The 14,192-nt window shown below is 55.2% G+C and carries 14 protein-coding genes; 10 read left to right on the top strand and 4 right to left on the bottom strand.

What is annotated here, in order from left to right:
- Window positions 1–8: 8 nt before the first annotated feature.
- The 4 genes from mreD to csrD form a co-directional block, all read right to left on the bottom strand.
- Window positions 9–497, bottom strand: coding sequence for a rod shape-determining protein MreD (mreD, locus tag EL098_RS01480; RefSeq protein WP_126354344.1), 489 nt, complete (start codon window positions 495–497; stop codon window positions 9–11).
- Window positions 497–1,486, bottom strand: coding sequence for a rod shape-determining protein MreC (gene mreC / locus EL098_RS01475; RefSeq protein WP_126354343.1), 990 nt, complete (start codon window positions 1,484–1,486; stop codon window positions 497–499). The genes mreD and mreC overlap by 1 nt, the downstream gene beginning before the upstream one ends.
- 64 nt (window positions 1,487–1,550) lie before the next feature.
- The gene (gene mreB / locus EL098_RS01470) at window positions 1,551–2,594 is read right to left on the bottom strand and encodes a rod shape-determining protein MreB (protein WP_000913396.1); all 1,044 of its coding nucleotides are present in this window, start codon (window positions 2,592–2,594) and stop codon (window positions 1,551–1,553) included.
- 306 nt (window positions 2,595–2,900) lie between these two features.
- Window positions 2,901–4,841 (bottom strand): RNase E specificity factor CsrD, encoded by a 1,941-nt coding sequence (gene csrD, locus EL098_RS01465; RefSeq protein WP_126354342.1) that lies wholly within the window; start codon window positions 4,839–4,841, stop codon window positions 2,901–2,903.
- Between the two features lie 206 nt (window positions 4,842–5,047).
- Here csrD and acuI point away from each other — a divergent pair, with 206 nt between their 5' ends.
- The 10 genes from acuI (at window position 5,048) to EL098_RS01415 (ending at window position 14,009) form a co-directional block, all read left to right on the top strand.
- On the top strand, window positions 5,048–6,022 hold the full coding sequence (acuI, locus tag EL098_RS01460; protein WP_126354341.1) for an acrylyl-CoA reductase (NADPH): 975 nt from the start codon (window positions 5,048–5,050) through the stop codon (window positions 6,020–6,022).
- A 265-nt stretch (window positions 6,023–6,287) separates the two neighbouring features.
- Window positions 6,288–7,292 carry a protein-methionine-sulfoxide reductase catalytic subunit MsrP gene (gene msrP, locus EL098_RS01455; RefSeq protein ID WP_126354340.1) on the top strand — a complete coding sequence of 335 codons (1,005 nt, stop codon included), beginning with the start codon at window positions 6,288–6,290 and terminating at the stop codon, window positions 7,290–7,292.
- A complete protein-coding gene (gene msrQ, locus EL098_RS01450) occupies window positions 7,293–7,892 on the top strand; it encodes a protein-methionine-sulfoxide reductase heme-binding subunit MsrQ (protein WP_126354339.1) in 600 nt (199 codons plus the stop codon). It abuts the gene before it with no gap.
- A 231-nt stretch (window positions 7,893–8,123) separates the two neighbouring features.
- Window positions 8,124–8,576, top strand: coding sequence for a type II 3-dehydroquinate dehydratase (aroQ, locus tag EL098_RS01445; protein WP_126354338.1), 453 nt, complete (start codon window positions 8,124–8,126; stop codon window positions 8,574–8,576).
- Between the two features lie 22 nt (window positions 8,577–8,598).
- Window positions 8,599–9,078 carry an acetyl-CoA carboxylase biotin carboxyl carrier protein gene (accB, locus tag EL098_RS01440; protein ID WP_008454913.1) on the top strand — a complete coding sequence of 160 codons (480 nt, stop codon included), beginning with the start codon at window positions 8,599–8,601 and terminating at the stop codon, window positions 9,076–9,078.
- 10 nt (window positions 9,079–9,088) lie between these two features.
- Window positions 9,089–10,435, top strand: a complete 1,347-nt coding sequence (gene accC / locus EL098_RS01435) for an acetyl-CoA carboxylase biotin carboxylase subunit (protein WP_045784153.1) — start codon at window positions 9,089–9,091, stop codon at window positions 10,433–10,435.
- Window positions 10,436–10,548: 113 nt separating this feature from the next.
- On the top strand, window positions 10,549–10,791 hold the full coding sequence (locus tag EL098_RS01430) for a YhdT family protein (protein WP_126354337.1): 243 nt from the start codon (window positions 10,549–10,551) through the stop codon (window positions 10,789–10,791).
- Window positions 10,781–12,235 (top strand): sodium/pantothenate symporter, encoded by a 1,455-nt coding sequence (panF, locus tag EL098_RS01425; protein WP_126354336.1) that lies wholly within the window; start codon window positions 10,781–10,783, stop codon window positions 12,233–12,235. The genes EL098_RS01430 and panF overlap by 11 nt, the downstream gene beginning before the upstream one ends.
- 11 nt (window positions 12,236–12,246) lie before the next feature.
- Complete coding sequence (gene prmA, locus EL098_RS01420) at window positions 12,247–13,128, top strand: 50S ribosomal protein L11 methyltransferase (RefSeq protein ID WP_126354335.1); 882 nt, start codon at window positions 12,247–12,249, stop codon at window positions 13,126–13,128.
- A gap of 140 nt (window positions 13,129–13,268) precedes the next feature.
- Window positions 13,269–14,009, top strand: coding sequence for a carbonic anhydrase (locus tag EL098_RS01415; RefSeq protein ID WP_126354334.1), 741 nt, complete (start codon window positions 13,269–13,271; stop codon window positions 14,007–14,009).
- Window positions 14,010–14,192: the final 183 nt, after the last annotated feature.

The raw sequence follows: 14,192 nt of genomic DNA, 5'->3' as shown, positions 1-14,192 counted from the left end.
TTTACCCTTTATTGCACAGCGAATTGCTGGCGAACTTTGCGCATTAACAGGAAAATCCAGGGCCACAGGATACCGTTAACTACACTACTCCAGAACACTTCCGGTCTGAAAGAGACGTTAATGACTAAAAATTCTGACCAGAAAACAATGATATCGGTGACTAACGAGAGCAGCATAACGACCAGCGCCTGCTGCCAAAGGGCGAGATTACGGAAAAGCTGGTACTTCAGCGCCACCAGGTAAGCCACAATACATAATGATAGAGCGCGTACGCCAAGCGTCGAGCCGCTGATCAAATCGAGTATGGCCCCCACAACAAAACCCGTTCCAACGTTTACGCGGTGTGGCAGGGCTAAAATCCAGTACAGAAGAATCAATAAGACCCAATCTGGCCGATAAAACTTCAGGTCATCCGGCCAGGGCATTACCTGCAACAGCAGAGCAATCAGAAATGAAAGCCAGATAACCCAACGGCCCTGGCTACGATAACTTCCCACTACTGTGCTCCCGTAGCAGGCGGGGTGGTAATACCGGTTGCTGGCGCAGGCACCGGAGCAGGTGGACCCATTGATCCCGGCGGCGGCAGAACCTGAGGCATCATCTGCATCAGCCGTTCGTTTGCTACGCGGTGAACTTCATCAGGCGGCATTGGCGACGAACCGTTTTTATCCGCGCCCCAAAGCAGCAGCAGGTAACGCAGACGCTGCAAGCCCGCGGTAGGACGAGCCTGAATCACGGTATAGGCACGCTGAGTATCAAGCTTAACCGATGACACCACGCCAACCGGATAGCCCTCAGGGAAACGGCCGCCCAGACCGGAGGTCACCAGCACGTCACCGACGCGAATGTCAGTGTTGGCCGGCAGATGTTCCAGCTGCAGATCGTCAGTGCAGCCGTTACCGGCGGCAATCACGCGAATATCGTTACGCAGTACCTGAATAGGCAGCGCATGGGTTGCATCGCAGATCAGCAGCACCCGGCTGGTCAGTTTCGCCACCGCGACAACCTGGCCGACAACGCCTTTATCGCTGATCACCGGCTGACCTTCGTAAACACCGTTGACGCTGCCTTTGTCGATAACCACCTGATCGCTGTAAGGATCGTTAACGGTAGAGATGACCTGAGTCACCATTTTCTGCTCATCCTGACGCAGCGGAGACCCCAGCAGCTCGCGCAGACGCGCGTTCTCCTGCCGGTATTGACCCAGCATCAGCAATTCACTGTTTTTCAGGATTAACTCCTGACGCAAAACCCGATTTTCAAGTTCCAGCTGGTCGCGTGACGCCAGCGTCTGAGACACGCTGTCGAGCAGTTCACGGGGACCATTAGAGACAAAATAGAAAGGACTGACGGCAGTATCCATGTATGTTCGGATCTGGCTGAACATACCGAGGCGGCTGTCGGCGATAATGACACCAAGCGCCACCAGCACCGCCAGGATAAGGCGAATCTGTAGCGACGGGCCACGGCTAAAAATTGGCTTCATAGGCTATGCGTATTCCCAAACCAGCAAGCAGGGGCAGCCGAAAGCTCCCCCTGTCCTGCGGCTGTTACTCTTCGCTAAACAAGTCGCCGCCGTGCATGTCGATCATTTCCAGTGCCTTGCCGCCGCCGCGGGCAACACAGGTCAGTGGATCTTCTGCAACTACTACCGGGATACCCGTCTCTTCCATCAGCAGACGGTCGAGGTTACGCAGCAATGCGCCACCGCCGGTCAGCACCATGCCGCGCTCGGAGATATCGGACGCCAGCTCTGGCGGACACTGTTCCAGCGCAACCATGACGGCGCTCACGATGCCGGTCAGCGGTTCCTGAAGAGCTTCGAGGATTTCGTTAGAGTTCAGGGTGAAGCCGCGCGGCACACCTTCAGCCAGGTTACGGCCGCGAACTTCGATCTCACGCACTTCGTCGCCCGGGTAGGCGGAACCGATTTCGTGTTTGATGCGCTCAGCGGTGGCTTCGCCAATCAGGGAGCCATAGTTACGGCGCACGTAGTTGATGATGGCTTCATCGAAGCGGTCACCCCCGATGCGAACGGAAGAGGAGTAAACCACGCCGTTCAGGGAGATAACGGCCACTTCAGTGGTACCGCCACCGATATCCACCACCATTGAACCGGTTGCTTCAGACACCGGCAGGCCAGCACCGATTGCAGCAGCCATTGGCTCTTCAATCAGGAACACTTCACGTGCGCCCGCGCCCTGTGCGGACTCGCGGATAGCACGACGCTCAACCTGGGTAGCACCGACCGGCACACAAACCAGCACGCGCGGGCTTGGGCGCATAAAGCTGTTGCTGTGCACCTGTTTGATAAAGTGCTGCAGCATTTTCTCGGTCACGAAAAAGTCAGCGATAACGCCGTCTTTCATCGGACGAATAGCCGCGATGTTGCCCGGCGTACGGCCCAGCATCTGTTTAGCATCGTGGCCTACGGCCGCAACGCTCTTAGGGGAGCCGGCACGGTCCTGGCGAATGGCCACGACGGAGGGCTCATTCAGTACGATGCCTTGTCCTTTCACATAAATCAGGGTATTCGCGGTACCCAGGTCAATGGACAGGTCATTGGAAAACATGCCACGAAATTTTTTCAACATACTAAGGGATAATCCTGAAAGCTGGGGCGGATACAAAATCCGCTTACTTTACCAACCACACGCTACAGCGACAAGGCGCAAAAATGTTCTGCAACGGTGAAAAATAGTGCAGTTCACTACGGCTGTAATACTTTTGAAACGTCTACCGATACGGCGTTCAGAAATGCAGCAAACGCGGTAGAATAAACAAACAGCTAACAGCAGCAAACCGGTTCATAACGGCTGCGACAATCTGGTCGGCAGGCTGACAGGCCCCCTTGAGATGCAGCGCGCGTTATTCTACGTGAAATAATGTCAAACGGCAGGTTAAACCGAGTATCTTTGTGAATATTTTTTCACATTACTGTCAAGCGGCTGAGATGCGGCAATAAAATCACCCTGCGCCCCTGCCACCCCGTTATCAATCAGCGTCTGCCATTCGCCGCGGGTCCTCACTCCCGTAGCAAAAACACGGGTTCGCGTACCGTTGCAGGCTTCCACCAGGCTCTTAACAAACAGCTGGTTTTCGGTACGCTTGCCGATGTTTCTGACCAGACCCGGATGTAGCTTAATCAACTCCACATTCAGCTCTTTAATATAGGTTGTGCTGACCACCGTTAATCCCGCCTGGACAATCACCACCCTTGCCCCTAATGCGGTGATTAACCGAACAACATGTTGTAAACGGCTGATGTGTTGACATACATCTGCCTCCGCAAGTTCAAAAAGAATCCGTGAGCGTTTAGATTTTTCGCACTGCATCAGGGAATCGCGCAGCCAGCGCTGGAATGGCGCACGGATCAGCGAGTCAACGGTGACGGGAATAGCGAGCATTTCCTCCGGCCAGAAACTGAGCAGCGGTAAAACCCGCGACAACACCTGACGGTCATATTGTTCAGACAAGCCGAACTGCCTGACCATCGGCATATACTCTGCCGAAAGCACTTCCTGTTCACCGTCAAAAATGCGGCACATGATTTCGCGGTGCAGAACGTTGCCGTTCCGATCGATCGCCGGTTTCTGGTAAAACCGCGGACCGCCCTGCTTCAGTACCTGCTCAAGCAAGGTACGCCACTTCACGTTGCCTCGCCCCTGCTCCGGCAGCTTGTCATCGTAAACTGACCAGCTGTTTGTCCCCTGGAATGCGGCGTTACGGGTGGCGATCTCCGCGTGCTCCATCACCTGCTCTTTTGTCTGCCCGCTTCGCCAGGCACAAATGCCGATGTGCAACATATCGCTACGGTCCACCATGCGGGTCGGCGGCAGCGCATCAATAGAATTCAGCAGTTGGCTGGCAATGCCGTCCGCTTCTTTAAGGGTTCGGTGCGGCAGCAGAACCGCAAAATCACTGCGGAAATAGCGGGCAAGCAGGGCGCCGGGATAGCGCATCACAAAAGTTGAGAACAGGTTCACCAAAGTGAATAAGTATTCTTCTACCGGACCGTTGCCCCAGGTGTCTTTTAACAGCTCAAAATCCGGCAGGCGGATAATCATCACCACGCCGTGGGCGCCGACCTGCTCCTGACCTTCCAGCAGCGTTGCCAGCTGGTTATCAAAGAACAGGCGATTATTTAGCCCGGTTTTAATGTCCTGGGCGGCAAAGGCCCTGATCAGGGTATCGACGCGGCTGCGCTGCTCGCCAGCGCTTTGCAAATCCGACAGTAAGGTATCCAGCGCGCTGCTCACCAGCGGCGGCCACTCATGCACCGTACCGCGGACTTCCGCCCCCCGTTCGCCGCTAATAATTTTGCCCGCTCTGATTTCCAGGAGCTCTTGCCCGGAAAGCTGGCGCTTGAGCCAGCGCCCGGCAAGGAAAAGCACCACAAGCATAAAAGCAACGGCCGCAGTCAGCGGCGTAGTGGTAAACATGGCGCGGTAGTAGACGGAGATCGGATCGCGGTAGGTCAGCTTCAGGATCATCCCCGGGTTCTTGATCAGGGCAACATCGAGGGTGCGGTAGGTGTACTGCGTTCCCGTGGGGCGATAGCCCTCGGGTAAAGTATGCTGGAAAAGCCAGATGTTATTCGCCAGCAGGCGAATTTCCGTAATATCTACCGGCATCATCAGTTCGCTGAAATGGTCAGCGAGCTGCTGGGGCGAACGGGAAACCAGCTTATTATCAATGATCGTGGCAACGGTCAGAACGCGCTGCTGGGTTTTGTCATGGACCGAGTTGTAGAAGCTTAACAGGCACCCAATGAGCGTGGCGATAATCGCCAGCCCGGTCAGAAGGGTGATAAAAGCTGTGAGTTTCGTCGTTAATCGCATCCTTGTGTTAACTCCGGTTTGTGAACATTAACCACACTGAAATTGGTCCCAAAAGATGATGCATTAAATAGCAAAGACCCCACCCTGGCAAACGAAACTCCTCGGTCATTTCCGGGCATTTATTGCGGTAAGTCGGCTCTTCACATCAGTATCGGAGTATAGTCTGCTAAGATTTTTTTCCCATTGATACCGACCGAGGAGCGCCAATGCAGGCATTAATCCTGGAACAGTCCGAAGGCCAAACCGTAGCCGAGGTAAAAACCATTGAGCACGCCACGCTGCCAGAAGGCAACGTGACCGTAGAGATTGACTACTCCGGCCTGAACTACAAAGACGCGCTGGCCATTACCGGGAAAGGCAAGATTATCCGCCATTTCCCGATGGTGCCGGGCATCGACTTTGCAGGCAAAGTCCTCACCAGTGAAGACGTTCGTTTTCAGCCAGGCCAGGCGGTATTACTCACCGGCTGGGGCGTAGGGGAAAACCACTGGGGTGGCCTGGCGGAAGCCGCACGGGTTAACGGCGACTGGCTGGTTGCCATGCCGGAAGGTTTAGACGCACGCAAAGCGATGATCATCGGCACCGCCGGTTTTACCGCCATGCTCTGCGTCATGGCGCTGGAAGACGCTGGCGTGAAGCCAGAAAGCGGAGAGATCGTTGTGACCGGCGCCAGCGGCGGCGTTGGCAGCACCGCGGTCGCTCTGTTGCACAAGCTGGGCTATCAGGTTGCCGCGGTGTCCGGGCGTGAAAGTACCCATGAATACCTTCGCCGCCTCGGCGCAGACCGCATTCTTGGCCGCGATGAGTTTGCCGAAACCCGACCGCTGGAAAAACAGCTTTGGGCCGGCGCCATCGATACCGTGGGCGATAAAGTGCTGGCGAAAGTCCTGGCACAGATGAACTACAGCGGCTGCGTGGCAGCCTGCGGCTTAGCCGGTGGCTTCGCGCTGCCAACCACCGTGATGCCGTTTATTCTACGCAACGTTCGCCTGCAGGGGGTCGATTCAGTGATGACGCCGCCTGCGCGTCGTGCGGCAGCCTGGGCACGACTGGTACGCGATCTGCCAGAGTCATTCTATGGGCAAGCTGCCACCGAAATTGGCCTTGCGGAAGCACCAAAATACGCGAGCGACATCATTAACAACGCTATTCAGGGAAGAACCCTGGTAAAAGTGCGCTGATGTTTGCCTGAGGAGCGACATTCTGTCGCTCCTCAACTTGATGACAAACACCCGAAAAACGTGGTTTTCGGGTGTTTGAGGTAAACCAGAGAAAATAATTCATTGTTTTTATTAGGCCGAAGTTCGGACCTTTTTAGAACAGTGAACTTTGTCAGTAGCCCGAGGAGTGACATTCTGTCGCTCCTTAAATTTCAATTTTTCGTGACATATTCGCCGGAACGCTTTCTCTCGGTCATGCTTAAGCTATAGCTATGAGGAGAACGTCATGAAAAAGGTCACCCGGCTCACCGAAGCCGACGTTACGCCAGAGTCCGTGTTTATGATGAAGCGCCGTCAGGTGCTGAAAGCTCTGGGCATGAGCGCCGCCGCACTTTCGCTTCCCCGGACGGCGAACGCCGATATTCTTTCCTGGTTCAAAGGCAACGATCGTCCCCCGGCCCCCTCCGGTAAACCCCTGACCTTCAGTAAGCCAGAGGAGTATCAGGCAAAGCTGGCCCTGACCCCGGAAGACAAAGTCACCGGCTACAACAACTTCTACGAATTTGGCCTCGATAAAGCAGATCCTGCCGCTAACGCCGGCGGGCTGAAAACCGATCCCTGGCAGATCAAAATCAGCGGCGAAGTGGCGAAACCCATGACGCTCGATCACGACGACCTCTATAAACGTTTCCCGCTTGAAGAGCGCATTTACCGTATGCGCTGCGTCGAAGCCTGGTCGATGGTCGTTCCGTGGGTTGGCTTCCCGCTCCATAAACTGCTGGCGATGGTGGAACCCACCAGCAACGCAAAGTACGTTGCCTTTGAAACACTTTATGACCCGGAACAAATGCCCGGTCAAAAAGACAGATTTATCGGCGGCGGCCTGCAATATCCCTATGTGGAAGGGCTGCGGCTGGATGAAGCAATGCACCCGCTGACGCTGCTCACCGTGGGTGTTTATGGCAAAGCGCTGCCGCCGCAGAACGGTGCGCCAGTTCGCCTGACGGTGCCGTGGAAATATGGGTTTAAGGGGATTAAATCGATCGTCAGCATCAAGCTGGTACGTGAGCTGCCGCCCACCACCTGGAACCTTGCCGCGCCGAATGAGTACGGTTTTTACGCCAACGTGAACCCGCACGTCGACCATCCTCGCTGGTCGCAAGCTTCAGAACGCTTTATCGGTTCAGGCGGCGTGCTGGACGTGAAGCGCCAGCCAACGCTGCTGTTTAACGGCTATGCCGATCAGGTCGCTTCGCTTTACCAGGGCCTGAATTTGAAGGAGAACTTCTGAGTGCGTCTGACGGTAAAACAGATAACCTGGCTCAAAGTCGCCCTTCATCTGGCAGCGTTTCTGCCCTTTGTCTGGCTGTTTTACGCGGCAAGCCAGGGACTTTTCAGCGCCGACCCGGCGAAAGATATCCAGCATTTTACCGGCAGAATGGCGCTCAAGCTGCTGCTGGCGACGCTGCTGATTACGCCGCTGGCGCGCTACGCCAAACAGCCGCTATTGATCCGTACCCGCCGCCTGCTTGGCGTCTGGTGTTTTGTCTGGGCATCTTTGCACCTCACCAGCTATTCGCTGCTGGAGCTGGGAATAAACAATCTTGGCCTGCTGGGCCAGGAGCTGGTGAGCCGCCCTTACCTGACGCTGGGTATCATCTGCTGGGTTATCCTGCTCGCACTGGCCGTCACCTCGACCCAACGGGCGCAGCGATTTTTGGGCGCTCGCTGGCAGAAACTGCATAACTTCGTCTATCTGGTCGCGATCCTCGCGCCGATTCATTTCCTCTGGTCGGTAAAGATTTTATCCCCTCAGCCCTTGCTTTATGCGCTGGGCGCCATCATCCTTCTTGCGCTCCGCTACAAGAAGTTTCGCCAGTGGTGGCGCTAGTCGCAGAGTGTGTGCTTCCCCGCAGAATAAACATCAATCGGTCTCCCTGTACGGATACCGGTTGATCATCTTCCCTGATAAGACCAGTATTTAGCTGCCAAATGCTACGAAATCGTTATAATGTGCGACTTCGGTTTTTTTGGACACCCATTTTCGGGTCGAAAAGGTGACAACCGGAAAACTTAGGTATATTTTGTAAATTGCCTACTAATTGCGGGAGATGGCAGCACGATGTCGGGTGAATTTCACATTTTGCTTTTGAATGGCCCTAATCTGAACATGCTGGGCACGCGGGAGCCGGACAAGTACGGCCACCAGACGTTAGCAGAAATTGTTAACACGCTTGAGGCGGAGGCAACGAGCCTTGGCGTCACGCTCAGCCACCTGCAATCTAACGCCGAGTATGCGTTGATTGACCGAATTCATCAGGCCAAAGACACTGTCGACTTTATCCTGATTAATCCGGCCGCGTTCACGCATACCAGCGTCGCGCTGCGCGATGCGTTACTGGCGGTGGATATCCCGTTTATCGAGATTCACCTCAGCAACGTTCATGCGCGTGAACCGTTTCGCCATCATTCCTATCTTTCAGATAAGGCCGTCGGCGTAATCTGCGGATTAGGCGCTGATGGCTATTCATATGCACTACAGACGGCGGTAAAACGCCTGTCACAATCCATCTAAACAAAGAGTACGGAACCCACTCATGGATATTCGTAAGATTAAAAAACTGATCGAGCTGGTTGAAGAATCAGGCATCGCTGAACTGGAAATTTCTGAAGGCGAAGAGTCTGTACGTATCAGCCGCTCCCCGGCAAACGCTGGTTTCCCGATGATGCAACAGGCTTACGCTGCGCCAATGTACCAGCCACAGCCACAGCCGGGTCTGGCTCAGGCCGTTGCGCCAGCCGCAACCCCAGCAATGGAAGCCCCTGCAGCTGCTGAAGTCAGTGGTCACATCGTACGTTCCCCGATGGTCGGTACCTTCTACCGTACCCCAAGCCCTGATGCCAAAGCGTTCGTGGAAGTGGGCCAGAAAGTTAACGTTGGCGACACCCTGTGCATCGTTGAAGCAATGAAGATGATGAACCAGATCGAGTCAGATAAAGCCGGTGTGGTGAAAGCAATCCTGATTGAGAATGGTCAGCCGGTAGAATTTGACGAGCCGCTGGTCGTCATCGAGTAACGAGGCGAACATGCTGGATAAAATTGTCATCGCCAACCGCGGCGAGATTGCACTGCGTATTCTTCGTGCCTGCAAAGAGCTGGGCATCAAGACCGTCGCCGTGCACTCAAGCGCGGACCGCGATCTGAAACACGTATTACTGGCGGATGAGACGGTCTGTATCGGTCCGGCTCCGTCCGTAAAAAGCTATCTGAACATCCCGGCAATCATCTCTGCGGCGGAAATCACCGGCGCGGTAGCGATTCACCCGGGCTACGGCTTCCTGTCAGAGAACGCCAACTTTGCCGAGCAGGTTGAGCGTTCAGGCTTTATTTTCATCGGCCCGAAAGCTGAAACTATCCGCCTGATGGGCGATAAAGTTTCCGCGATCACCGCGATGAAAAAAGCCGGTGTACCGACGGTACCAGGCTCTGACGGCCCACTGGACGGCGATATGGATAAAAACCGCGCCCATGCTAAACGCATCGGCTATCCGGTTATTATCAAAGCCTCCGGCGGCGGCGGCGGTCGTGGTATGCGCGTAGTGCGCAGCGACGCGGAACTCGAGCAATCCATTAACATGACCCGTGCGGAAGCCAAAGCGGCTTTCAACAACGACATGGTGTACATGGAGAAATACCTCGAGAATCCACGCCATATCGAGATTCAGGTGCTGGCCGATGGCCAGGGGCACGCTATCTATCTGGCTGAACGCGACTGCTCCATGCAGCGCCGCCACCAGAAAGTCGTTGAAGAAGCGCCAGCGCCGGGCATCACGCCTGAGCTGCGTAAATTCATCGGCGATCGCTGCGCCAAAGCCTGTATCGACATTAACTATCGCGGCGCAGGTACCTTTGAGTTCCTGTTCGAAAACGGCGAGTTCTATTTCATCGAAATGAACACCCGTATTCAGGTAGAACACCCGGTTACCGAAATGATCACCGGCGTTGACCTGATCAAAGAGCAGCTGCGTATTGCTGCTGGTCAGCCGCTGTCAATCAAACAGGAAGACGTTCACGTTACCGGCCATGCGGTGGAATGCCGTATTAACGCCGAAGACCCGAACACCTTCCTGCCAAGCCCGGGCAAAATCACGCGCTTCCACGCGCCTGGTGGTTTTGGCGTGCGTTGGGAATCGCATATCTACGCCGGCTACACCGTACCGCCGTACTACGATTCAATGATTGGGAAGCTCATCTGCTACGGCGAAACTCGTGAAGTGGCTATTGCCCGCATGAAAAATGCCCTGGCAGAACTGATTATCGATGGCATCAAAACCAACATCGAGCTGCAGACCAAAATCATGAACGACGAAAACTTCCAGCACGGTGGCACTAACATCCACTATCTGGAGAAGAAACTGGGTCTTCAGCACTAAGTTTCCGTTGAACATGTCGACAAAAGGCCGGATTTCCGGCCTTTTTCTTTTTGTATTCCCCTGTTGGAGGGATGCGTTACAATCCCCGCTTTCCGCGAACTCAAGGGACAAAAATGGACAAGCGTTTTGTTCAGGCCCACAAAGAAGCGCGCTGGGCGCTCTGGCTGACCCTGCTCTATCTTGCTGCATGGTTAGTGGCCGCTTACTTACCTGACAGCGCTCAGGGGATCACCGGGCTTCCGCACTGGTTCGAGATGGCCTGTCTGCTGGTGCCGCTGCTGTTTATCCTGCTTTGCTGGCTGATGGTGAGAACCTTCTTCCGCGATATTCCTCTGGGAGATGACCATGCAAAATGAAGTCATCGCCGTGCTGGTTATCTACCTGATAGCGGTATTTGGCCTCTCCATTTACGCCATGCGCCAGCGCAGCTCCGGCGCTTTCCTGAGCGAGTATTTCCTCGGTAGCCGTTCGATGGGCGGTTTTGTGCTGGCAATGACGCTGACCGCCACCTATATCAGCGCCAGCTCGTTTATTGGCGGGCCGGGCGCCGCCTATAAGTACGGCCTCGGCTGGGTGCTGCTGGCGATGATTCAGATCCCGACGATCTGGCTTTCTCTGGGAATTCTGGGGAAAAAATTCGCTATCCTGGCGCGCCGCTACAACGCCATTACCCTCAACGATATGCTGCAGGCTCGCTACCAGAACCGGGCCGTCGTCTGGATCGCCAGTGTCAGCCTGCTGGTCGCGTTTGTTGGCGCGATTGCCGTGCAGTTTATCGGCGGGGCAAGACTGCTGGAAACGGCGGCGGGTATAAAGTACGAGACCGGCCTGCTGATCTTCGGCATAACTATCGCTCTGTATACCGCCTTTGGCGGTTTTCGCGCCAGCGTGCTCAACGACACTATGCAGGGCATGGTAATGCTGATTGGCACCATCGTGCTGCTGGTTGGCGTGGTTCACGCCGCAGGCGGTCTGGGAAACGCAGTGCAGACGCTGGAACATATCGATCCAAAGCTGGTCAGCCCGCAGGGTGCCGGCGACATTCTGACGCCCGCCTTTATGACTTCCTTCTGGGTGCTGGTCTGTTTTGGCGTTATTGGCCTGCCGCACACCGCTGTACGCTGTATCTCCTATAAAGACAGTAAAGCCGTACACCGTGGGATTATCATCGGCACCATTGTGGTTGCTATCCTGATGCTGGGCATGCACCTCGCCGGCGCGCTGGGCAGAGCGGTTATTCCCGGGCTGACGGTGCCGGATCTGGTGATCCCGACCCTGATGATGCAGGTGCTTCCGCCGTGGGCGGCAGGGCTGTTCCTGGCCGCCCCCATGGCCGCCATTATGTCCAACGTTAACGCCCACCTGCTGCAGGCGTCGGCGACTATCGTTAAAGACCTGTGGCTCAGCGCAAGTCCGGCTAAAATTCGTCAGGAGAGCCGCCTGAAGCGCATCTCCACCACCACTACGCTGGTGCTGGGCCTGCTGATGATGCTGGCCGCCTGGCGGCCGCCGGAGATGATCATCTGGCTCAACCTGCTGGCCTTCGGCGGCCTTGAAGCCGTTTTCCTGTGGCCGCTGGTGCTGGGCCTTTACTGGGAGAAAGCCAACGCGGCAGGCGCGCTGAGCGGCATGATTGTTGGCGGCGTGCTGTACGCGGTGCTCGCCAGCTTTAGCCTCCAGCTCTTCGGCTTCCACCCGATTGTGCCGTCGCTGCTATTAAGTTTGCTGGCGTTCCTGATAGGTAACCGCTTTGGTCATACCGCTCCGGAACCCCTTCTTGTTTCCACTACTGATAAATAAAGAGTTTCGCCATGCCATGGATCCAACTGAAAATTAACACCACCGGCGGCAACGCCGAAAGCCTGGGCGATGCGCTGATTGAAAGCGGAGCGGTTTCCGTCACCTTCCAGGACACCCACGACACGCCGGTCTTTGAACCACTGCCGGGCGAAACCCGCCTCTGGGGCGACACCGACGTTATCGGCCTGTATGACGCCGAAACCGATATGGAAGAAGTCGTGGCTGTCCTTGAGCACTGCCCTTTGCTGGGCCAGGGCTTCCATCACAAGGTGGAGCAGCTCGAAGACAAAGACTGGGAGCGGGAATGGATGGACAACTTCCACCCGATGCGCTTTGGTAAACGCCTGTGGATTTGCCCGAGCTGGCGTGATGTGCCGGACGAAACCGCCGTCAACGTGATGCTCGACCCAGGCCTGGCGTTTGGTACCGGGACTCACCCGACAACTTCTCTCTGCCTCGAGTGGCTGGACGGCCTGGATCTGACCGGCAAAACCGTTATCGACTTCGGCTGCGGGTCCGGGATCCTGGCTATTGCGGCCCTGAAGCTGGGCGCAGCAAAAGCCATTGGGATTGATATCGACCCGCAGGCGATCCAGGCCAGCCGCGATAACGCCGAACGCAACGGCGTTTCAGACCGCCTTGAGCTTTACCTGCCGAAAGATCAGCCAGAAGCCATGAGCGCCGACGTGGTGGTCGCTAACATTCTGGCAGGGCCTCTGCGTGAGCTGGCGCCGTTAATCAGCGTGCTGCCGGTTGAGGGCGGTTTCCTTGGCCTGTCTGGCGTACTGGCAAGCCAGGCCGAAGGTGTTTGCGAAGCCTATGCGGATAAATTCGCCCTCGACCCGGTGGCGGAAAAAGAAGAGTGGTGCCGCATCACCGGCCGCAAAAAATAAGTTTTTCGCGTGGTCATCTGACCACGCCTTTCCTCTGCAAAGCCCCCTCCCGCCTTCTCTCGTTCTTCGTTAAAATAGCCATGCAATTATTAATGATAATTGTTGAGCATAGGGATATTAAAATTCACAGGAAGAACAGGATGAAACACATAACTGGCAAGGCAGCGCTGCTGGCACTCAGCATGATCTCGCCCTCGGTCTGCGCATCCCACTGGGGCTATGAAGGAGATAGCGCCCCGGAGCACTGGGGCGAACTGGATGATGCCTACAAGACCTGCATAAAGGGAATGAACCAGTCCCCCATTAACATTGATTCAACCGTTAAAGCCCATCTTGCTCCGCTGCAAACGAACTACAGCGAAGGGCCGGTGACGCTGTCAAACAACGGACATACTCTCCAGGCCGGTGAAAAGGCTGAGACAAGCGATAGCATCACTCTCGACGGTCGAGCCTGGACCTTGCAGCAGTTCCATTTCCATGCCCCGAGCGAAAACACAGTGCACGGTAAAAAATTCGCGATGGAAATGCATCTGGTACACAAAAATACCGAAGGTGGACTGGCGGTCGTTGCCGTGATGTTCGATAAAGGAGCCGCAAATGCGGAGCTGCAAAAAATCTGGGGCGTCATGCCCGGATATGTCGGCCAGAACATCACGATGAAACCTGACCTCAATCTGAACAAACTGCTGCCTGAGGATAAAAGCTACTGGCGTTTTAGCGGTTCACTGACCACGCCACCGTGCTCCGAAGGGGTCACCTGGCTCGTACTCAAACATCCCTTGACCCTCTCTTCTGAGCAGTTGGAAAAATTTACCCACGCCATGCACCACGATAATAACCGTCCGGTACAGTCACTTAATGGGCGTCTGATTGTCGAATAACGGGATGTTTTAAGCTGATATCATCTTCTAAATGTGCGGCACAGATCGCAAAGAAGCATCATAATCTGCTGCTAAAAACAGCAGATTATCCCGCTTAAGTGATTCATTTACTCAGAAATGAGGAGAAGTTATGGGAAATTATACGCGACCATAAAATAATCATATTGGTATAAGATAATGATT

Origin of the sequence: Cedecea lapagei (genome assembly GCF_900635955.1) — a bacterium.
Taxonomy (GTDB): Bacteria; Pseudomonadota; Gammaproteobacteria; order Enterobacterales; family Enterobacteriaceae; genus Cedecea; species Cedecea lapagei.
Note: the sequence above shows the minus strand (reverse complement) of the source record. Positions and strands in the feature narration are given on the sequence as shown.